This is a genomic window from Nocardia arizonensis, assembly GCF_001310275.1.
GTDB classification, from domain to species: Bacteria; Actinomycetota; Actinomycetes; order Mycobacteriales; family Mycobacteriaceae; genus Nocardia; species Nocardia arizonensis.
This window is the reverse complement of the sequence record NZ_LGYZ01000083.1, coordinates 145,685-167,675: the sequence shown is the minus strand read 5'-3', so window position 1 is coordinate 167,675 and position 21,991 is coordinate 145,685. Positions and strand designations below refer to the sequence as shown.

Sequence of the window (21,991 nt, the reverse complement as noted above, 5' to 3'; positions counted from 1 at the left end):
CCTACCCGCTATCAATGGAGCGCATGACATGTCGACACCGGTGGGTGCCTCCACTGTGGGGCGTTACTCGCCCCCGATCCGTCCGGTCGGTGGGACCGCTCGAACTTTCGAGGCTCGACGGGCTTGCGGGCTCGGACGCCGTTGTGCCCGCGCCCGGTCGATTTCCCGATAGCAAGGGTGCTGCGGTGGAGAAGATGTATGCCGGTGGCCGGCTGCGGGTGTTGCGTGAGCAACGGAAGTTGTCGCAGTCGGGTCTGGCCAAGGCGCTGGGTTTGTCGGTGAGCTATGTCAATCAGCTCGAGAACGATCAACGCCCGCTGACGGTTCCGGTGTTGATGCGGTTGACCGCCACTTTCGATCTGGAGGTGGGTTTCTTCGCCGCGGAGACCGATGCTCGGCTGTTGGCCGACCTTCACGAGGTGTTCGCGCAGGATCCGGAGGCAGGTGCTGTCTCCGGTGGTGAACTCGATGATTTGTTGTCGCGGGCACCGACCGCGGCCAGGTTGTTGATCAGCCAGCATCGTCGGCTTCGCGCGGCCAATGGGCAGCTCGACCTGCTGTCGGCGGGTATTGACCTGCCCGCGCGGAATTCACGCACGGCGATGCCGTATGAGGATGTTCGCGACTATTTCTACGACCGTCGCAATTACATCGCCGCCTTGGATATCGCTGCCGAGGAATTGTTTGTCACGAGTGGTTTCACCCTCGGCGGTTTGGATCTGCAACTGGCTCGAATGCTGAATGATCGGTATGACGTGGTCGTGCGTATCCGTTCGGAGGACCCGAGGAAACCGGGACCCAAACGGATATACGATCGGGCGGCGCGCACGCTCACTCTCGCGCGTCGGCTGACGGTCGGGCAGCGTGCTTTCCAGCTCGCTACTCAGCTGGCCTTTCTCAGCTGCGCGGAGTTGATCGAGCAATTGCTGGCCGAGACTACGACGTTGCCCGCGGAATCTCGCAGGTTGTTGCGGATCGGTCTGGCGAACTATTTCGCCGGTGCGCTGATCCTGCCGTATGGGCTGTTCCTGGAAGCGGCGGAGGAACTGCGCTACGACATCGATCTGCTCTCGGCGCAGTTCGAGGTCGGGTTCGAGACGGTCTGTCACCGGCTGTCGACGTTGCAGCGAAAAGGTCAGCGTGGTGTGCCGTTCTTCTTCGTCCGCACCGATCGGGCGGGCAATATCTCCAAGCGCCAGTCCGCGACGGCTTTCCATTTCTCGCGGGTCGGCGGTAGTTGCCCGTTGTGGGTGGTGCACGATGCCTTCGCCACGCCGGGACGGATCCTGACCCAGATCGCGCAGATGCCCGATGGGCGTACCTACCTCTGGTTGGCTCGCACCACCGGCGAGAGCAATCCCGGCTACTTGGCCCCCGCGCGTGATTTCGCGGTGGGTCTCGGTTGTGACCTGACCTTCGCCGAGAAGCTCGTGTATTCGCACGGCCTTCCCCTCGACGACCCTGCGGTGGCCGTTCCGATCGGCGCGGGCTGCCGCGTCTGTGAACGGGCCGCGTGCGGTCAGCGAGCGTTTCCCCAGATCGGGCGCCCGCTGGCCGCCGATGAGAATCGCCCGGCGAACACTCCCTACGCTCCGCTGGCTCACGTCACCGATGATTGATCGGTCGCGACGGAGAACAATCTCGCCTCGGTTGTCACATCGTGCTCGAGTATTCCTCTCCCGGAATTCAGGGTAAATACTTCGTCGGCGCCCATTCGATCGTCATGCCGCGCGCTTTCGCAGATTACGCAAATTTGCAGGTCTGCTTCCGCAAAATTCGCTTTCTGCAACGTATTCTCTTCGGCTGTTGGTGGTGCGTAGCGTGCGAAACGAGCGAAAAACGACATCTTGGAGGGTCTGGACCGTGAAGAACCATCTAGTCCGCACGCACCGTTCGGCCGAGAACTTTCCGCGCGAGGAACACCTCGCGTGGCGGATCGCCGAGGTGGCCGCGGATCCGGTCGCGGTCGTTCCCGAGGTCGAGGAGATGATCGTCAACCGGATCATCGACAACGCGGCGGTCGCGGCCGCGTCGCTGACGCGAGGGCCGGTGTCCACTGCTCGCGCCCAGGCACTGACTCATCCGTACACACCCGGGGCGACGGTGTTCGGCGCCGAGGGCCGCTTTTCCCCGGAGTGGGCGGCGTGGGCCAACGGTGTCGCGGTGCGCGAACTCGACTTCCACGACACCTTCCTGGCCGCCGAGTACTCCCATCCCGGTGACAACATCCCGTCGATCCTGGCGGTCGCCCAGCACACCGGCCGCGACGGACGCGATCTGATCCGGGGTCTGGCGACCGGTTACGAGATCCAGGTGGATCTGGTGCGCTCGATCTGCCTGCACGAGCACAAGATCGACCACGTCGCCCACCTCGGCCCGTCGGCCGCCGCCGGGATCGGCACCCTGCTCGGCCTGGACGTCGAGACCATCTACCAGGCGATCGGCCAGGCATTGCACACCACGACCGCGACCAGGCAGTCGCGCAAGGGCGAGATCTCGAGCTGGAAGGCGTACGCGCCCGCCTTCGCCGGGAAGATGGCGGTGGAGGCGGTCGACCGGGCGCTGCGTGGGGAGGGCGCGCCGTCGCCGATCTGGGAGGGCGAGGACGGTGTGATCGCCTGGCTGCTGGGCGGACCCGGGAAGGAGTACTCGGTGCCGCTGCCCGGTCCCGGTGAGCCCAAGCGCGGCATCCTCGACACCTACACCAAGCAACACTCGGCCGAATACCAGTCGCAGGCCCCCATCGATCTGGCCCGCCGCCTGCGTGACCGCGTCGGCGACCTGTCGCAGATCGCCTCGATCGTGCTGCACACCAGCCATCACACCCACGTGGTGATCGGCACCGGCTCGGGTGATCCGCAGAAGTTCGATCCGGCCGCCTCGCGCGAGACCCTGGATCACTCGGTCATGTACATCTTCGCCGTCGCCCTCCAGGACGGCACCTGGCACCACGAGCGCTCCTACGCCCCCGAACGCGCCCGGCGCCCGGACACGATCGCGCTGTGGAACAAGATCTCCACCGCCGAGGACCCGGAATGGACCCGCCGCTACCACTCGAACGACCCGAACGAGAAGGCGTTCGGCGCGCGCGCCGAGGTCACCCTGAAGAGCGGTGAGGTGATCGTCGACGAACTCGCCGTCGCCGATGCTCATCCGCTCGGTGCGCGGCCGTTCGCGCGCGAGCAGTACATCGCCAAGTTCCGCACTTTGGCCGAGGGTGTGATCGAGCCCGCCGAACAGGATCGCTTCCTGGCGGTGGTCCAGCGTGCGGGTGAGCTGTCCGCCGATGACCTGTCGGAGCTCACGTTCACCGTCTCGCCGGATGTGCTCGCCCGCGCGCCCCGCGCGCCGAAGGGCCTGTTCTGATGGCCGGGCCGCTGGCCGCGAACACCTCGGCCTCGGACAAGCGCAAAGCATTTCGCGCCGGTCTGACCTCGGGGAAGATCCAGCGCATCCCGGGGGCGTTCAACCCGCTGGTCGCGAGGCTGATCCAGGAGATCGGCTTCGAAGGCGTCTACGTCTCCGGAGCCGTTGTCTCCGCAGATCTCGCGCTTCCCGACATCGGCCTGACGACGTTGACCGAGGTCGCCGAGCGCGGCAGGCAGATCGCCCGGGTCACGGATCTGCCGGTGCTCATCGACGCCGACACCGGATTCGGCGAACCCATGAGCGCCGCCCGGACCGTGACGATCCTGGAGGACGCTGGCCTGGCCGCGTTGCATCTCGAGGATCAGGTCAACCCGAAGCGCTGCGGTCACCTCGACGGCAAAGCCGTGGTGCCGACCGGCGAGATGGTGCGGCGCCTGCGCGCGGCCGTATCGGCCCGCCGGGACCCGGATTTCGTGATCTGCGCGCGCACCGACGCCGCCGGGATCGAGGGCATCGACGCCGCGATCTCGCGGGCGAAAGCCTACGCCGAAGCGGGAGCGGACCTGATCTTCACCGAGGCGCTGCACACCGTCGCCGATTTCGAGAAGTTCCGAGCCGCCGTCGACACGCCGCTGCTGGCGAATATGACCGAATTCGGTAAATCCGAGCTGATTCCGGCCTCGACGCTGGAGAAGGTCGGTTTCAACGCGGTCATCTACCCCGTGACGACCTTGCGGTTGGCGATGTTCGCCGCCGAGGCCGGGTTGCGCGAGATCTTCGAGCGGGGAACGCAATCCGGGCTGCTTGACACGATGCAGCACCGCTCCCGGCTCTACGAACTGCTCCAGTACGAGCGCTACAACGAATTCGACTCCGAGATCTTCAATTTCACTCTGGAAGGAAACCGGTGATGATGGAGACCGCGATACCGACCATCTACAAGGGGCTGGCGGGAGTTGTCGTCGACACCACCGCCGTCTCGAAAGTGGTGCCCGAGACCAACTCGCTGACCTACCGGGGATACGCGGTGCAGGATCTGGCCGCGCACTGCTCCTTCGAGCAGGTCGCCTACCTGCTGTGGTACGGCGAACTGCCCTCGCACACCGAACTCGCGGAGTTCCAGCAGCGTGAACGCGCCTCGCGCCGCGCCGACCGGTCGCTGCTGTCGCTGGTGGCCAAGATGCCCGACAACTGCCACCCGATGGACGTGGTGCGCACCGCGATCAGCTACCTCGGCGCCGAGGATCCCGCCGAGGACGACAATTCGGCGAAGGCCAACCGCGCCAAGGCCCTGCGCATGCTCGCGGTGCTGCCGACGATCGTCGCGGCCGATCACCGGCGCCGGCACGGCCTCGATCCGATTCCGCCGCATTCGCATCTGGGTTACGCCGAGAACTTCCTGAACATGTGCTTCGGCACCATTCCCGCGCGCGAACTGGTCACAGCGTTCGAGGTCTCGCTGATCCTCTACGCCGAGCACAGTTTCAACGCCTCCACCTTCGCCGCCCGCGTGGTCACCTCGACGCTGTCGGACATCTACAGCGCGGTCACCGCCGCCATCGGCGCGCTGAAAGGCCCGCTGCACGGCGGAGCCAACGAAGCGGTCATGCACGACATGCTCGAGATCGACGATCCCGCCCTGGCCGAGCAGTGGATGCGCGACAAGCTGGCCAAGAAGGAAAAAGTGATGGGCTTCGGCCACCGTGTCTACAAGAACGGTGACTCCAGGGTACCCACCATGAAGAAGGCGTTCCTGGACATCGCCGCGGTGACCGACGGCGGCAAGTGGGTGCAGATCTACGAGACCCTCGAACGCACCATGAACGAGGCCACCGGGGTCAAGCCGAATCTCGACTTCCCGACCGGCCCGGCCTATTACCTGCTCGGTTTCGACATCGAAGTGTTCACCCCGATATTCGTGATGAGCCGTATCACCGGCTGGGCAGCCCACATCGTCGAACAGGGTGAGTCGAACGCGTTGATCCGCCCGCTGAGCGAGTACGTGGGCGTGCCGCAGCGCTCGGTTGTCGCCTGATTTCTCCGCCCAGTCATCGACGGCTCGCACAACAGTGCGGGCCGTCGTTTCCTCGCCGTGCGTGGCGCGCCAGTATTCGGGCACTCTCGGCAAGGTCGGCAACCTCCAAGTCGCGGTCAGCGTGCACACGGTCACCGACACCGCCTCGTGCCCGCTGAATTGGCGGCTGTTCGTGCCTGAGAGCTGGGACGATCACGCCGCCGCAGAACCCGGCGAAGCCGCGGCGATCGCGGCCCGGCGCGCCAAAGCCGCCATCCCCGGTGGTGAACGGCACCGCCGCAAATGGGAGCAGGCGCTGGAAATGATCGACGAGCTGCTGGCATGGGGACGCAGGCCGCCTCCGGTGCTGGGCGCCGATGCCGGATACGGCGACGCCACCGAATTCCGCACCGGGCTCACCGACCGCGGCATCGCCTACACCGTCGCCGTCAAAGGCGCGCGAACGATCGGAATTCGGTGTCGCGCGGTTCGACGACCGGCGGAGCCGGCGAAGTACCGTCTTCCACGATCGGGGAACCGTTTTCAGCGCGCGGACACTCGATGATGTCCGACCGGCGCTGGCGCGCGCGGAGGAACCTGGCCCGTCGCGGGAACTGGGTCTACGGGTTCGTATGCTATGACGCCGCTCCCGCCTTCGACGCCGCGCTGCGGGTCCGTGAGGTCACGACAGGTATTCCGCTCATCGGCGTGGAGGGGATCGGCTCGATGCGCGGCCGATCAGTCCCGTTCGCTGTGATGCCTGCGCGCTGCGTGATTGTTCGATATAGCCTAGCGGGAGTGTCGATATTGGTGTTGGGCATGGTCGACTCGGCGCGGCCCCGCGATGGCCAACCAGCGTGGGAATTCGAGGAGATCGGCGAGAACGACATCCGCGCCTGCATCCCACAGTTGACCGGCATCGCACGGACCTGTGACGACTCCGACAGCGATGACCTCGGCCGCGCGGGCGCCGACCATATCGCCCGCATGGTCTCCGACGAAGATCGAGACCCCGTGCGTGCGTAGGGCTTCCGCCTTGTTAGTCGACCACAGCCCGCCTACCAGTCGATCGATCTTCCAACCGAGTGTGTCGATATGAAGTTGGGCGTGCGGCTGATGTTTTCCTGTCACCACGACGACCTGCCCGCCTCGCCGGCGCACCGCCTCGAGTGCCGCCGCGGCCCCCGCCATCGGCGCGACCTCCGCGATGATCGAGGGATACAGTGCGCGATAACGGGCCACCAGCGTCGGAATCACCTCTGCGGGTGCGCCAGACTCGGCGAGCAGTTCCGCAGTCCGAGGGCCGAGTCGCATGGCTACCTCGTCCTCATCGAGATGTATTCCGAATTCGGCGGCGGCCATGGTGATCAGTCGGGCGACGCCGGGGCGCGTATCGATCAGCGTCATGTCCAGGTCGAAACCCACCGTGAAGTTCACCGATCACCTCGTCCGTCCGCGCGTTGCAGGCGGATTATCCTGCGGTGCCGCAAGTTCCGCGCCTGTCGGGTGCATGGTACTCGGGTGGGTCGCGGCAACCGGTACGCGTCGTATCGGCTCGATGGCGGAGCGACCCCGGGTCTGTTCGACGGTGCGGCGAGGCGGAACTGCGTTCAGCCGATAGATTCTGGCGATGGTCCTGGGGGTTCGACACCCCGCTGTGCGGGAATAGCTGTATGGCAACTGAATTGGTGGCCGATCGCCGCCGTGGGGGTGGATTCTGATGTCGGGGCGAGTTTCCGTTGAGATGGAGCCGGCCGTGGTCAGTGTGCCCGACGGCGCGGATCTCGCGTTGCGGGTCCTGCCACATCCGGACCCGGCGGCGCCGATAGTATTGATTCTGCCCGGGATGGCCATCGAGGCCAGGTTCTATCTTCCGCTGGTCGCAGCGCTGCACGCCGCGGGTTTCGCCGTTGCCCTCGTGGATTTGCGTGCCCAGGGCGAGAGCGGACCGGAGCCGGAATCGATGCCGGACTTCGGCTACCGTGAGCTTGTCGAAGTCGACCTGCCCGCCGTGGTGGACACGCTCGGCGACCGCTTCCCGGGCGCGCCGCTGCATCTATTCGGGCACAGTCTCGGTGGGCAGCTGGCGCTGCTGTACGCGGCGGGCGAGCGTGGGCGGGTCGCGAGTGTCGTCACCATTGGTACCGGGTCGGTGTACTGGCGGTCGTTCCCTCCCGGTCGGAAGCTGCGCATTCTGTTCTCGACACAATGGGTCGGCGTGGTTTGTCGTCTACGTGGGCGTTGGCCGGGAGGTGGCGGGATCGGACCGATGACCGCCGGTGTCATGGCCGACTGGGTCCGGCACGCCCGCACCGGCCGATACCGGCCACGGGGTAGCTCTCGGGACTACGACCGGCTGCTCGGTGACCTCATGTTGCCCGTACTGGTGATCTCGATCGACGGCGACCCACTCGGCCCGGAAAAGACGGTCCGGTTTCTGTGCGGCCGGATCCCGTCGGCGAATGTTACCCGGTGGCACCTGGACGCCTCGTCGGGAGTGCAGAATCTCGGCCACGCGTCGTGGGTGAAGGACAGCGATGTCATCGGTCCCGCCGTCGCGGCGTGGATCACCACGGGCACGACGCCCGGTCGAAACATCGGATCCGACGTCTGATTCCGGGTTTGACAACAATCGAATTCCTGCGAGCCGAGGAGAGCCGTGCGGGAACATGCTATTCCACTTCTGGTGAAGCCCACCGCCGACGTCGGACTCGCCGACATGGTGTTCGAGAACGCGGCGCGTTCACCCGCAGACTCTGTGTTCAGCTGCCGGACTGCGGGTGGGTGGCGAGACATCGCCGCGACGGAGTTCGCGGATGTGGTCCGCCGTCTCGCCAAAGGGCTGGTGGCGGCCGGAATCCGCGCGGGGGATCGCGTACTGGTCTTGGGTAACACGAGCTACGAGTGGTCGGCGGTGGACTTTGCCTTGCTGAGTGTGGGGGCGGTGACGGTACCGGTCTATCCCACATCCTCACCCGAGCAGATCCGCCACATCCTGGAGCACTCCCGCCCGAGCGCATGTTTCGCCGAGACCGACACGCAACTCGAGCTCGTGGGGGAGGCGATCGCGACACGGTGGCTGCTGGGTTCGTCCTTCGACGAGCTGATCGAGCACGGCCGGGTGATATCGGACGATGTGTGGGAGCGACGCCGGGCTGCCGTCCGAGCGGACGACCTCGCGACGATCGTCTACACCAGCGGCACGACCGGGGTGCCAAAGGGCTGTATGTTGACTCATCGTAATATCTTCACCGCCGCAGCGAACGTGGTGAGGTTGTTGGACGAGGTGTTCTGTCGGGAGCGCGGCGAAACACTGTTGTTCCTGCCACTCGCCCATGTGTACGGGCGCGTCACCCAGTTCGCGTGTGTATGGGCCGGTGTCCGTACCGGGCTTGTCGGCACGCCCGGGGATCTGATCCGCGAACTGCCGTCCTTCCGGCCCACATTTCTGGTCGGGGTGCCCCACCTGCTGGAGAAGATACGGAAGCTCGCACGCCAGGTGGTTGGCGAAACGTCGTATGACATGGTCGAGAAGGCCCTGATCGCGAAGGGGCATGCCGAGCGGTACGGTACGGAGGTTGGATCGGACGCGACGGCCGGATTCGACGAGGAGCACCGAAAACTGCGTGACATCGTGGGTGGCAGCCTCGAGTACATAATCTCGGGTGGGGCGTCTCTGGAGCCGTCCACGGCCGACTTCTTCGCTGGATTGGGCGTGGAGATCCTCGGCGCCTACGGTCTGACCGAGGCATCCTCGACGGTCAGCATGAGCGCGCCCGACGCGAACCGGCCCGATGCGGTGGGCAGACCCGCGCCGGGTACGACGATCGCGATCAGCCCCGAGGGGGAGATCCTGGTGCGGGGTGACCAGGTCTTCGCCGGATACTGGCCGGATGGAGCGGGCCGCGATGCATCGTGGCTGGCGACCGGCGACCTCGGTCGACTCGATGACGACGGATTCCTGTACATCACCGGGCGGCGCCGGGAGATCATCGTCACCAGTGGCGGCAAGAACGTGGCGCCCGCGCCGTTGGAGGACCGAATCCGGCTGCACCCGTTGGTGAACGACTGCATGCTGGTCGGGGAAGGTCGTCCCTACGTAACGGCGCTGATCACCGTCGATGTCGCCGCGCTCTCACGGTGGGCCGCTGACCGAGACCTCGACTGCTCGCTGGGTGTCCCCACGGGCGACAGCGGGCTGATCGCCGAGATCGCCACGGCGGTCGAGGCCGCGAACAAGCTGGTGTCGAGAGCGGAGTCGATCCGCCGGTTCGCGGTCCTGCCCGAGGACTTCTCGGCCGCGAAAGGACAGGTGACCGCGTCACTGAGGTTGCGGCGCGCCGTGATCGAGGAGGATTTCCGGGATACGATCGCGACTCTGTATCCGCGGTGACTTCCGGTCGGATCCCGAGCAGTCAGCCTGCCGCGAGGTGGCACAGGTAGTCGAGGTCGACCTTCGCGACGAGCGAGCCGGTGTCGTCGCGCAGCAATGCCTTGCCCGAGATATCGAACTGCTCCGCGCTCCGGGCACGTACGACAGCGCGCAGTACGGGTGAGCTCACTGTCCCGAAGGCCCGGATACGCCCGCGCCCGGCCCTCAGGAACGACATGCGCGTATCGCGCAACACGAATGTACGAACATGCGAGATCCTCGGTGCGATCACCCCGGAGAACGCGCCTGCACATGCGACTTCAGCTGCCAGGAACAGTGCACCCGCGTGCACCGTTCCCAGGTGGTTCAACATGTTCTCGCGCGCGGGTAACTCGGCCACCGCAGAACCGTCGCCGAGTTCGGTGAGGCGAATGCCGGCGAGATTGACGAACGGCACGATTCTGTCGACGGTCCGACGTATCTGCTCGTAATCCGGTGTTCGAGCACCTGCGAGGTTCAGCAAATGCGCCTGTGCGGCCGCCATTCCCGCAATCGGTTCTTTTCCTGTGGTCCCCATGTATTGAATTACGACACAGCCGACCTACCGTTCGATGAACAACGAATTAACTATTGTCTTCCTCGGGGCGTGGAAGGGAGTGGGGGATCGCCATCGATTGTGCGAATCTGTCGATCGAAAACAGTCATCATATCGGTAATTCGGCTATCGTGCGGTTGACTGTCGTTGTGGTCGAGGACCGCATGCAAGACACCGGGGGACGGCCGGTCCTGGGTTGAGTTTTCTCTAGGAGGCGACGTGAACTATGATGCGATCGTGGTGGGGGCACGCTGTGCGGGATCTCCCCTCGGTATGTTGCTGGCGAAAAGGGGATATCGAGTCCTCATCGTGGACCGTTCCATTTTTCCGAGCGATACCGTATCGACGCATTACATTCAGCAGCGGGGTCTGTCCCGATTATCCGACTGGGGTCTCCTCGATGATCTGGTAGCCACGAACGTGCCTTTGATAAAGCATATGACTGTGTCATACGGCGACATCGTGATCGGGGGTTTCGCCGATCCCATCGACGGCATCGACATCACCTGTGCGCCGCGCCGGACTGTACTCGACGCGTTATTGGTCGAGGGCGCGCGTGCGGCGGGCGCCGAGGTTCGCGAGGGTTTCACCGTGCGTGAGCTCGTCTTCGAGGACGATCGCGTAGTCGGCGTTCGCGGCTCGTCCGCGGGCGGTGATCTGTGCGAGGAGCGGGCCACGATCGTGATCGGAGCGGATGGCAGCAATTCCTTCGTGGCCGAGGCGGTCGGCGCGGAGTTCTATCAGCGGGTGCCAGCGGAGTGTTTCGTCTACTACACCTATTTCAGCGGTTTGCGGACCGATTTCCACAGTAGGATCGGTGACCGCGAGCAGATCGGCATATGGCCTACCAACGACGATCTGACATTAGTGGCGGTGATGCGCAAGCTCGACGCGATGGCGGATTTCCGTGCTGATGTGGAAGGAAATTTTCACCGGATTGCACGGGCTATCGTGCCAGATTTCGCGGAAGAATTGGCAACACAGGGCAGGCGTGAGGACGCCTTCTATGCAATGCGGTATCCGGACAACTTCTATCGGCGCTCCTACGGGGACGGTTGGGCGCTGGTCGGCGACGCGGGATATCACAGGGACCCGCTCACCGGTCTCGGGATTTCGGACGCATTCCAATATGCGGAACTGCTCGCTGACCGCATTCACGACGGCCTGAATGGAGACGTTTCGATGGCCGATGCATTGGCGGCATACCAGCGCGAGCGGGATTCGAGATCGCGGTCGAGTTTCGAGTTCACGTGTTCTATTTCCACGCTGGAGCTGACGCCGCAGCTGCTGGCAGTATTTCAGGCGCTCGGCGCGAAACCCGAATACGCCAAGGACTTCTTCGCGATGATCGGCGGCGGTATGACCGGCGAGGAGTTCTTCGCGCCGGAGCGGATGGCCGAGATGTTGGGTGGGCAGCAACGGGCGTGACGTGGGGGAGACGACCGACGATGGAAGACCTCGAGCTGACCGTAATCGGGGACAGCTTCGCGGAGGGGCGGGGCGGCTCTGTCCGGCCTGACGGCTCCTTCGCGGGGTTCATCACGACGATGACGAAAGAGCTGGGTATTTCGGGTGGAATCCTGAATCTCGGTGCGTATGGCGCCACAACACAGGATGTCGTCGACCGGCAGTTGCCGGTCGCGCTCGAGTGCCCAGCTCCGCTCACAGGTGTGATCGTGGGCGGGAACGACCTGATCGCCGACTACCACCGTGACCGTTTCGAGCGCAACCTCCAGCGGATCTACTCCGGCCTCGCACAGCCGGGTCGGCTGGTCTTCACCACTAATTGGCCCGCTATTCCTGATCGACTTCCCGGTCTCGACGCCGCCTCCGTTTCTGTGCTGCGCGCGCGATTCGCCGAAGCGAACAGTTATATCGACACACTCGTTCAGGAGTTCGGCCTCGTATGCCTTGACCTGGCGAACGCGCCGATCACCGCAGATCCGGTGATGTGGTGCCCGGACGGAATGCATCCGAGTCCCGCTGGTCACCAGATCATCGGCATCGCGATGGCAGAGCTCATCGATGAAGCCCGTGCGGTGCACGTTCCGCCGCGCGGCAGCAGGAAAGTACTCGAAACAGGGGGATACCGTGAACCATCCGAATAGCGACGATGGCGTGCGCGCCACCGCGCGACGCCTCGCGGACAACCCGATCGCCATCGTGGGTCTGTCCGGGTTGTTTCCCATGGCGCGCAATGTCCGGGAGTTCTGGCAGAACATCACCGACGCGGTCGACTGCACCTCCGAGGTGCCGCCGTCGCGTTGGAACCTCGACGACTACTACGACGAGGACCCGACGGCGCCGGACAAGACCTACTGCCGACGGGGCGGTTTCCTCCCCGAGGTGCCGTTCAGCGCCACCGAATTCAGGGTGCCACCGAACCAGCTCGAAGTCACCACGGTCGTCCAGCTGTTGAGCTTGCTCGTCGCGCGCGACGTGCTCGCCGACGCCGGGGCGATCGGATCTGACTGGTACCGCCCACAGCGCACAGGCGTCGTACTCGGCGTGGCCGGGCCGACGACACTGTCGCATCCACTCGCTGCCCGTCTGTCGACTCCGGTGCTGAAGGAGGTCGTGCGCAGCTGCGGTCTCACACAGTCGGACGCCGAACGTATCGCCGAGAAGTACACGGCGGCATTCGCACCCTGGGAGGAGAATTCGTTTCCGGGGCTGCTGGGAAATGTGATCGCAGGCCGAGTGGCCAACCGCCTCGATCTCGGTGGAATGAATTGCACTGTCGACGCGGCGTGCGCGAGTTCGCTGTCCGCGGTGCACGTGGCGATCAGCGAGCTGGTCTCGGGACGTGCCGACATGATGATCACCGGCGGCTGCGATACCGAGAACTCGATCTTCGGCTACATGTGCTTCAGTAAAGTCGGCGCGCTGTCGCGGTCCGGCGTTATCAAACCCCTCGATGACGCCGCCGACGGCACGCTCGTCGGTGAAGGTATCGGAATGCTCGCGCTCAAACGGCTGGAGGACGCGCGGCGTGACGGTGATCGCGTCTACGCGGTGATCCGGGGGATGGGCTCATCCAGCGATGGCCGGTTCAAGAGTATCTACGCTCCCCGCGCAGAGGGACAGCAGGCAGCGCTGCGTCGTGCCTACGAGGATGCCGATTGCTCGCCCGCGTCGGTCGAACTGTTCGAGGCCCATGCGACCGGTACGACAGTCGGTGACCACACAGAGCTCACCGCACTGACCGCGGTACTTCGCGAGGAGACCGGCGAAACCGGCTATGCCGCGATCGGTAGCGTGAAATCGCAGATCGGCCATACGAAGGGGGCGGCGGGCGCCGCGAGTCTGATCAAGCTGGCGCTCGCGCTGCACCACAAGGTGCTGCCCCCGACCATCAATGTCACCACGCCCAATAGAGCACTCGATGAGAAGTCGCCATTCTACGTCAATACCAGAACCCGCCCGTGGATACGCGACCCTCGACGACCGCGGCGGCGGGCGTCTGCGTCGGCGATGGGCTTCGGCGGCACGAACTTCCACGTGGTGCTGGAGGAGACGAATTCCGATCGGAACGGGCCGAGCACGCTGCATCGCGGCGCCCGCGTCCATCTGTGGCATGCCGCAGACGTGGCCGAGCTGGTACACCTGCTCCGCTCCGGTACACCCCCCAACGGGGATGCGGGCATTCCGGCCGAGCACGCTCGGATAGGATTTGTCGCACGCGGGGAGCACGAGGCCGAGACGCTGCGCGCACTGGCAGCCGACGAGCTGAGCGGGACCAGGTCGATCGAGGAGTTCTCCCATCCTAAGGGGATCCTCTTCCGACTCCGTGCGATGCCGGATCTGAAGATCGGTGCGCTGTTCGCAGGACAGGGCAGCCAATACGTGAACATGGGCCTGACAGCCCTGCTGAACAACCCCACGGTCGCCACCGCCTTCGACGAGGCCAACGCCGTATTTACCGATTCGACGCGGCCGCTGGCAAGCGTGGTGTTCCCGCCTCCGGTATTCGATCCGGAGCAGCGAATAGCGCAGGAAGCGACATTGCGGCGCACCGACTACGCGCAGCCCGCCATCGCCGCCCTGTCGGTGGGCCAGTACCGGTTCCTGACCGAGCGCGGTCTGCGGTGTGCGGGGTTCATGGGTCACAGCTTCGGTGAGTTGACCGCTCTGTGGGCTGCCGGTGCCCTCGAGGACGCCGATCTGTTCACGTTGGCCAAGGCCCGCGGCGACGCGATGGCCGCCTGCGATCCGGACGACGGCATCGACACCGGCACGATGGCGGCGGTTGAAACCTCGCGCGAGCAGATCACCGAAATCCTCCGCGAGCACTCGGATGTCGACATCTGCAACCACAACGCGCCGGATCAGGTCGTGGTCGGCGGCGGGACCGCGGCCGTGGCCGAACTCGTCGCGGCATGTCGGAAGCGCGGGCTGACCGTGCGGGAACTGTCGGTATCCGGCGCCTTCCACACCCGGTACGTCGCTCACGCCGTTGAGCCCTTCCGCAAGGCGGTGAAGAACGTCACCGTGCGTGCGCCTCGGTCTCCGGTCTACGCGAATTCCGAGGGCGGCAAGTACGGGGCCCGAGTCGCCACCAACCGGCGCGTGCTGACCGAGCAGCTACTCAGGACCGTCGAGTTCGTGCGCGGACTGGAAGCCATGCGCGCCGACGGGTGCACCGTGTTCGTCGAGTTCGGGCCCAAGAGTGTGCTGACCCAGTTCGTACGTCGGACGTTGGGCGAGGGGGTGGTCGCCATAGCCACCGACCGGGGACCCGCCGGTGACAGTGACGTCGCGCTGAAGAAGGCCGCGCTGAACCTTGCCGTACTCGGCGCTCCGATCACCGACCTGCATCGGCACGACGCGGCACCGCTCACTGCGCGTGCGGCCGAGGGCATGGTTGTCCAGTTGACCGGCCACGACTACGTGGCGGATACCCGTCGAGACCGCTACCGCGCGGCGATCGCGGAGCCCACCGTATTGGAGGCCGTCGCGCAGGCCGAGGCCCGAGGAGTGGCCATGGCCGAGACGCGGACTCCCACCGAGGCTTCCGCGCCTCGGTCGTACGAAGCGCTGCCGCCGTCCGAAACACCGGTGCCCGATCAGCACACGGAGCCGTCCTGGCTCCTCCCCGCCGTCGACGCCCACCGCAACGGTCGGCACGAAGTCCGTCCGGAGGAGATTGCCCGCCAGCACCTGATCCTGCACGACCGCTATACCGAAGGGCAGCTGGAAATCACCAGGGAGCTGGTCAACGCGCTCCGCGAGGCCCAGCGGTCCGGCACAGCGGACGGGCGACTACACGACACCGTGCATGCCATCACAGAACAGAGCCTGGCGATCGGCCGCGCTCATACCCGGGTGAACGAGATCCTCGACTCGCTGACGGCTCTCGAACGCGATGTGTCGCCCGCCGTTCTTCCCACGTACGAACATAACAGCGACGGAACGGTGTCGACCGACGACGAGGGTGCGGGCGCGGTCACCCTGCCCGAAGCCCCGTTACCGACCGGCCATCGATCAGGAATCGGGTCCGCGAACGGTCACACCGATGTGGCGCGCGAATCGGGACCCGGAGCAGTCGGGCTGTCGGTACCCGCGCAGGTCGGCGTGGCCGGTGGTGTCGTGAATGGTGTTGTGGGGGTGGAGGTGTCGGTGGTGGAGTCGGTGTTGGTCGGGGTGGTTGCGGAGAAGACGGGTTATCCGGTGGAGATGTTGGACATGTCGATGGATCTGGAGGCGGATCTGGGGGTGGATTCGATCAAGCGGGTGCAGATTCTGGGTGCGTTGGCTGAGCGGATCGATGGTGTGCCCGCGGTGGGTACGGAGCGGGCCGCGGAGTTGCGGACGTTGGGTGACATCGTAGGTTTCGTTGTCGGTGCGGATGTGGGCGTGGCCGGTGGTGTCGTGAATGATGTTGTGGAGGTTGAGGATTCGGCAGTAGAGGTGCCTCGGCCTGCCGATATCGCCCCGACCTTGCTGCGTATCGAGCGGGTCCGGCTCCCCGCTATCGACAGCCTCGCGCAGCCCTTTGCCGACGGGCCGGTGGCGCTGATCGTCGATTGCGGCGACAACACGGCGGGCGCGCTCGCGGCCCACTTGGAGGCAGACGGGTGGACGGTGCACATGGCGAGCGTGCGGGCCGGGAACGATAGCGGCGTGTCCACATGGGATGGAAGCGCGGTCCATGACGCACTCGCGGTCCCGGTGGAACAACTCACCAGGCTGGACCTCTGCGTGATGGCGCTGCCCGCGGACAGGCGGTGGCACGTCAGCGCGTCTCGGCTCGCGGATGCCGTCTTCACCGCGAAGCTGGTGCACAACCGACTGGAGAAGACCGCCGCCGCAGGGACCCGAGCGGCCTTCGTCACGGTCACTCGCATCGATGGCGCGCTGGGCCACAGAGGCGACCGGACCGCGGCGGAATCGGTTGTCGGCGGCGTCAGCGGGCTGGTGAAAACCCTTGCCCGAGAGGCACCTACCCTCTTCTGTAGGACAGTCGACCTCTCACCTCGACTCGACGACGAGGTTGGTGTCGCGATGGTTGTGGCCGAACTGGCCGATGCGGCGGCCGATATTCGCGAAGTCGCCATCGATGCCGACCGTGCCCGTTGGACGCTTGTGCCGAGCCCGGTCGACGCCACAACCGAGGATGAGGCGGAATCCACCCTCACCGAAGACGATGTACTGGTTGTGACCGGCGGCGGGCGGGGGGTAACGGCGTGGTGTGTGCGGGAACTCGCCGCCCGTCGGTCTTGTACGTTCGTCTTACTCGGCCGGACTGTCCTCACCGACGAGCCGTGGTGGGCCTCGGGGATCGCGGACGATGACCTCAAGCGGGCGGCGATCGAAGCGCTGCGTGCCGCCGGGGACGACCCGACGCCTGGGAAGGTCGATCCGATCGTTCGGGATCTGCTGGCGCAGCGTGAGATCCGATCGACCCTCGACGCCGTCACGCGGACGGGGGCGGCGGTGCGTTATCTCGCTGTCGACATCACCGATGCCGACGCGACGAAACGCATTCTGGCGGAATACGACACTCGCGCAACCGGTATCGTGCACGGGGCGGGGGCGCTAGCCGACCGGCTGTTGGCGACGAAGACCGCCGCTGATATCAGCACCGTGCTGTCGACCAAATTGGATGGTCTCCACAATGTCGTCACGGCCCTCGCCAATGCCACACTCAGGCACGTGATTCTGTTCGGCTCCGTTGCGGGTGTGTTGGGCAATCCGGGGCAGGCGGACTACGCGGTCGCCAACGAAGCACTGAACCGGGTGGCGATGAGCTGGAAGAGGCACGGGCACGCCGATCGGATCACCACGATCAATTGGGGCGCCTGGGACGGCGGCATGGTCACGCCCGAGCTGCGAGAAGTGTTTGTAAGCAGGGGTATTCCGCTGCTGAGCCCGGATGTCGGCGCGCGGATGTTCGCCGCGCAATTCACCCCGACGCGAGCTGCCGATGTATCGGTGCTGATAGGTCCGCCGACCCCGCTCGCCCCCGCTGACCCGATCGCGACGGCGCCGTTCACCGCCCATCGGGACCTCGGAGCGCTGGCCGACGATCCGGTCGTCAACGACCACCGGGTCGGCCGGTTCCCGGTGCTTCCGGCCACCGCCGGACTCGGCTGGGCGATCAATGTGCTCGAGCACGCCAATCCCGGCCTGCGGGTCATCGAATGCTCGGGATTCGAAGTCCTCAAGGGAATCGTGTTCGACGGCGGCTGCGAGCGCGACTATCGACTCGACGTCAGCGCAGGTGCGCAGGCGGGTGGCAGGCTGACAATCGAGGCGCGGATCAGAGGTTCCGAGTCCGGCGCGACGACGTCACCGTCCTATTTCGCGGGCACGTTCGTGCTCGCCTCCGAAGCCGCGCCCGCGCCGGTGATGCCGGGATGGCCGGAGTATCCCACGGGCCAGGGACCCGAGGACGGCCTCGAGGTCTACCAGGACGCCTATCTGTTCCACGGTCCGCTCCTGCAAGGGGTACGGCGGCTGATCCAGCGCCGAGAGCGGCAGCTGGTGGTGGAATGCCGTCTGCCCGCAACGCCGATCGGAGGGGGCAACTACGCGGGCGCGCTGCACAACCCCGTGCTGTCCGACGTCGTCGTCCAAGCAGGCTCGCTGCTGGGCGTGTGGTTCCTGGGTGCGGGCTGCCTGCCGCTGGCCGTCGGCCGGATCGAGTACTACGCCCCGCTGCCGGACGACAGCCCGTTCATCGCTGTCGTCGATGATCTGCGTCCGCATCCCAACGCACCACAGGTGATGGTGACCGTCAGCGCGTGCGACGTGCACGGCCGAGTGCTGCAACGATACCGTGACCTGACCGTGGTTGCGACGCGCGAGATGACCGCCAAGTTCAGCGAAGCGGTCCGACTGCGGGAGCGGGGCTGATGACGACCATCGATGGGAAGGCATACGCGATGACGATTCAGTCCGAAGCTCTCGACTTCGACGGTGCGCCTTTCGACGGGCTGCTGTTGTCCTCACCGCCGAACCCCGTACGCGCGCACGAGCCCTCGCCGACCCCAGGACCGCCGGTGAGCCGAGCCGCCGTTGCTCCCGATGTCGGGTCTGCGGAGAACGGTGACCCGGCGTCCCGGTTGATCGACGAAGTACGAGCGGAACTCGTCAGCGCGCACCTGTCCGCGCTGTCGGTGCAAACCGCCTGGCAGCGCCGGGCGCTTGCGACATTCGGTCGACCCGACCCGACGAACGCGCTCGCACCCACCGACGGGCGGCCACGTACGTATTCGGTCGCCGTCCACTGTTCGCCGGAGTCCGGCGTCACGACGTCCGCTCGACCACTGAGCGGATCCGTGATACCGGAGGCGCCGGCGACCGCGACCGCCATGAACGCGTTCAAGGCGCTCGCCTATTCACCGGTCACCGCGCTGAACGAGGCTGCGCTGGCGCTCCTGGCGCGGGGTGAGATCCCCGTGGTCTTCGGCCCTGGCTACGAACTGGAGGGCGGTAGCCCCGATATACGGCTGGCCGCGTGTCGCAACGGCGAACTCACGCAGGTCCTCGACATATCCCGGCACGGCGGGCCGTGGCGCCGCGGCAGGCTGTCCGCGGCCTATCGGATCCATGATTCGGCATGGGTCGACGCCGCTGCCGCCGCCGTCGAAATCGCCTGGCAGGCCGCGCAGGTATTCGCTATGCAGATGGGCTTGCACCTCTGCTTGGCCGGCACCAGGTTCCACGCCGGTCCGGTTCCGCCCGAAGTAGATCTGGAAAGGGCCGCGGCGCCAACCGGGACCGTGATCCTCGACATCGTGGAGATCGACCTCATTCCACGCCCATGGTTACGGGTCGGTGCCGAACTCCAGGTTGAGGGGGAAGTCGTGGCACGCGTGCGCAACCTGGTGCTCGAAATCAGTGAGCGGCCGGGGCAGGCCGTCGGGCCCGAACGCGGTGGGGTCGTGCCACGCCTGTTCGGACGCCGCAACGCATTCGGCGAGCCCGCGCTGCTGAGCGAGTTTCATATGACGCACAGTGCGCGCGGAGACCTGGGTATCGCGCTCGGACCCGAGTTCGCCGCGTATACGGGTCGCCGCGCCACCCGTATGCCTACGCACGGACTGCAACTGTGCGACAGGGTCATGGCTGTGGAGGGCACCCGCCGAGATCTCAGCGGCGGCCGCGCTCAGACCGAATACGACTCGCCCGCGGATTCCTGGTACTACCGCGAATCCGGGAATGCGTCGATGCCCAACGTCGTCTACATGGAGACCTCGTTGCAGTCCGCCCTGCTATTGGGCTACTTTCTCGGTGCCACCTTGACCGCGCCCGAAGAGGACTACAGCTTGCGCAATCTGGACGGTGTAGCGACCGTGGTCCGGGAGGTCGATCTGCGGGACAAGACGATCCGCCAGACAAGCCGGTTGCTGAACACCACTGTGCTCGTTGGTGCTGTGCTCCAGAGCTTCGCCTACGACCTGTCGGTCGACGGCGAGGTGTTCTATACCGGCGAATCGCTGTTCGGATTCTTCAACGAGACCGCCCTGGCCAACCAGAACGGTCTCGACAACGGCGATTACCTGCCACCGTGGCTGGACGACGGCACCGACCGGCCCCCCGTCCGCACCATCGATGTCGCCGCACGGCGCGTGGCGGGAAGGGGTATCGGAATATCCCGAGACCATCTTGCGCTGTTGGACAGCGTCGATGTTGTGGACCGGGGCGGCAAATACGCGAAGGGCTATCTGCGCGCCGTGCGTTCGATCGTCGAAGAGGACTGGTTCTTCGCGTACCACTTCCACCTGGACCCGGTCATGCCCGGATCGCTGGGCGTCGAGGCGGTCGTCCAAGCCATGCAGGAATGGGCGGTCGACACCGGCCTTGCCGATGGGATGACCGAGCCGCGGTTCGTCCTGCCAACCGGTCTGCCGATGCGATGGCGCTACCGCGGGCAGATCCTGGCCACCGATCGCGAGATGACCCTCGAGGTACACATCAAGAGCGTCGACTACCGTCGCGGGCGGATACGTGTCGTCGGCGAGGCGAGTGTATGGAAGCCTGGGCTGCGGATCTACGAAATAGATGACATCGCAGTCGAACTCCGTGACGCCGTCGCCGAATCCTGGTAACAGCTAGTCTTTCAGACCGGCGAGGTGCCATCGAGCGCATGGTCACCTCGCCGGGGGAGTCAGCAGTCGCCGGGGCGTGAAAATCGCACCGGAAGTTCTTCGACGCCTCGGACCAACATGCCGGTTCGCCATCTCAACTGGGACTCGTCTACGTCCAGGGCCAGATCGGGAAGGCGTTGCCAGAGAGCACACAGGCCGACCTGCGCTTCGAGGCGCGCCAGTGGGGCCCCGACGCAATAGTGGATGCCGTAGCCGAAAGCCAGGTGATTACCGTCGACTCGGTCGATATCGAATCGGTCGGATTCGTGAAAGCGTCGCTCATCCCGGTTGGCCGAAGCCAATGCGACGAGAACCAGGTCGCCTTGCTGTATCGAAGCACCTCCGAATTCGAGGTTTTCCCGCGCGAATCTCCACGTCGTGGTCTTCAGGGGACCGTCGTAGCGCAACGACTCCTCGACCACCTTGTCGACCGACGACCAATCCTTACGAAGCGCCGCCAGCTGGAGGGGATTGCGAAGTAGCGCCAACACGGCGTTCCCTATGAGGTTGGCGGTCGTCTCGTACCCGGCCGCCAACAGCAGGAAGACGGTACCGTGCAGCTCGTCGGAGGACAGGCCGCGCTCCTCGTCGGCCGATCGGATCAGGTCACTCAGAAGGGTGTCGCCGGGATCCCGTCGCTGTGTTTCGACGAGACCGGTCAGATATTCCTTGATATTTGCGACCGCTCGATGATATTCGTCGGACGCCGCGTCGGTATTGAAGATTGTCGTCGACCAGCCGCGGAAACGTTCTCGCTCGAGGTGCGGAACGCCGAGGAGCTCGGAGATCAGACTGATCGTCAACGGGTAGGCGAAGAAATCCATCAAGTCCGCGCGGCCGAGCGGCGATATGTCATCGATCAGGGTTTCGGCGGTCTCTCGTATCCGGCGTCGGAAGGATTCGACCCGGCGTTGAGTCAGGACCCGGACACATGCTTTCGAAGTCGGCCGTGGTCCGGCGGATCGGACGCGAGCATATGCCTGCCGAGTCGAGAGCTGGTCCGTTCACTGTCTCCCATCTTCGCCTTGCGCAACTCCGGACTCGCG

Annotated in this window: 13 protein-coding genes and 1 pseudogene; 11 read left to right on the top strand and 3 right to left on the bottom strand. The window is 65.4% G+C overall.

Annotated elements, in window-relative coordinates; genetic code table 11:
- Window positions 1-185 precede the first annotated feature (185 nt).
- The 5 genes and pseudogenes from APZ21_RS18810 to APZ21_RS18790 all read left to right on the top strand — a co-directional run.
- Window positions 186-1,619, top strand: coding sequence for a short-chain fatty acyl-CoA regulator family protein (locus tag APZ21_RS18810; protein WP_174553647.1), 1,434 nt, complete (start codon window positions 186-188; stop codon window positions 1,617-1,619).
- A 244-nt stretch (window positions 1,620-1,863) separates the two neighbouring features.
- Window positions 1,864-3,366: a 2-methylcitrate dehydratase PrpD gene (prpD, locus tag APZ21_RS18805; protein ID WP_054814626.1), complete on the top strand. Its 1,503-nt coding sequence runs from the start codon at window positions 1,864-1,866 to the stop codon at window positions 3,364-3,366.
- Window positions 3,366-4,280: a methylisocitrate lyase gene (gene prpB / locus APZ21_RS18800; RefSeq protein ID WP_054814625.1), complete on the top strand. Its 915-nt coding sequence runs from the start codon at window positions 3,366-3,368 to the stop codon at window positions 4,278-4,280. The genes prpD and prpB overlap by 1 nt, the downstream gene beginning before the upstream one ends.
- A 2-nt stretch (window positions 4,281-4,282) precedes the next feature.
- Window positions 4,283-5,404: a bifunctional 2-methylcitrate synthase/citrate synthase gene (locus tag APZ21_RS18795; RefSeq protein ID WP_054814662.1), complete on the top strand. Its 1,122-nt coding sequence runs from the start codon at window positions 4,283-4,285 to the stop codon at window positions 5,402-5,404.
- Window positions 5,405-5,453: 49 nt separating this feature from the next.
- Window positions 5,454-5,900, top strand: a pseudogene (locus APZ21_RS18790) (transposase); the annotation flags it as partial.
- 272 nt (window positions 5,901-6,172) lie between these two features.
- Here APZ21_RS18790 and APZ21_RS18785 read toward each other — a convergent pair.
- Complete coding sequence (locus APZ21_RS18785; protein ID WP_156371178.1) at window positions 6,173-6,820, bottom strand: HAD family hydrolase; 648 nt, start codon at window positions 6,818-6,820, stop codon at window positions 6,173-6,175.
- Between the two features lie 319 nt (window positions 6,821-7,139).
- Between APZ21_RS18785 and APZ21_RS18780 the strand changes: the two genes are divergently transcribed.
- Both APZ21_RS18780 and APZ21_RS18775 read left to right on the top strand, forming a co-directional pair.
- Entirely contained in the window at window positions 7,140-7,997 is an 858-nt protein-coding gene (locus tag APZ21_RS18780) for an alpha/beta hydrolase family protein (RefSeq protein ID WP_204249119.1), read from the top strand.
- A gap of 72 nt (window positions 7,998-8,069) precedes the next feature.
- Window positions 8,070-9,776, top strand: coding sequence for an AMP-dependent synthetase/ligase (locus APZ21_RS18775; RefSeq protein WP_275426214.1), 1,707 nt, complete (start codon window positions 8,070-8,072; stop codon window positions 9,774-9,776).
- A gap of 22 nt (window positions 9,777-9,798) precedes the next feature.
- Here APZ21_RS18775 and APZ21_RS18770 read toward each other — a convergent pair whose 3' ends face one another.
- Window positions 9,799-10,332 carry a PaaI family thioesterase gene (locus APZ21_RS18770; protein ID WP_239476706.1) on the bottom strand — a complete coding sequence of 178 codons (534 nt, stop codon included), beginning with the start codon at window positions 10,330-10,332 and terminating at the stop codon, window positions 9,799-9,801.
- Window positions 10,333-10,569: 237 nt separating this feature from the next.
- Between APZ21_RS18770 and APZ21_RS18765 the strand changes: the two genes are divergently transcribed.
- The 4 genes from APZ21_RS18765 to APZ21_RS18750 are packed head-to-tail and all read left to right on the top strand — an operon-like array spanning window position 10,570 to window position 20,906.
- Window positions 10,570-11,778, top strand: a complete 1,209-nt coding sequence (locus APZ21_RS18765) for an NAD(P)/FAD-dependent oxidoreductase (RefSeq protein WP_082393242.1) — start codon at window positions 10,570-10,572, stop codon at window positions 11,776-11,778.
- A gap of 20 nt (window positions 11,779-11,798) precedes the next feature.
- On the top strand, window positions 11,799-12,458 hold the full coding sequence (locus APZ21_RS18760; RefSeq protein ID WP_054814620.1) for a GDSL-type esterase/lipase family protein: 660 nt from the start codon (window positions 11,799-11,801) through the stop codon (window positions 12,456-12,458).
- The gene (locus APZ21_RS18755; protein WP_054814619.1) at window positions 12,442-18,708 is read left to right on the top strand and encodes a type I polyketide synthase; all 6,267 of its coding nucleotides are present in this window, start codon (window positions 12,442-12,444) and stop codon (window positions 18,706-18,708) included. Before APZ21_RS18760 ends, APZ21_RS18755 begins: the two co-directional genes overlap by 17 nt.
- Window positions 18,708-20,906 (top strand): beta-hydroxydecanoyl-ACP dehydratase, encoded by a 2,199-nt coding sequence (locus APZ21_RS18750; protein ID WP_054814618.1) that lies wholly within the window; start codon window positions 18,708-18,710, stop codon window positions 20,904-20,906. The genes APZ21_RS18755 and APZ21_RS18750 overlap by 1 nt, the downstream gene beginning before the upstream one ends.
- A 59-nt stretch (window positions 20,907-20,965) precedes the next feature.
- On the opposite strand, the gene APZ21_RS18745 is transcribed toward APZ21_RS18750, so the two are convergent.
- Window positions 20,966-21,769 (bottom strand): cytochrome P450, encoded by an 804-nt coding sequence (locus tag APZ21_RS18745; RefSeq protein WP_204249118.1) that lies wholly within the window; start codon window positions 21,767-21,769, stop codon window positions 20,966-20,968.
- Window positions 21,770-21,991: the final 222 nt, after the last annotated feature.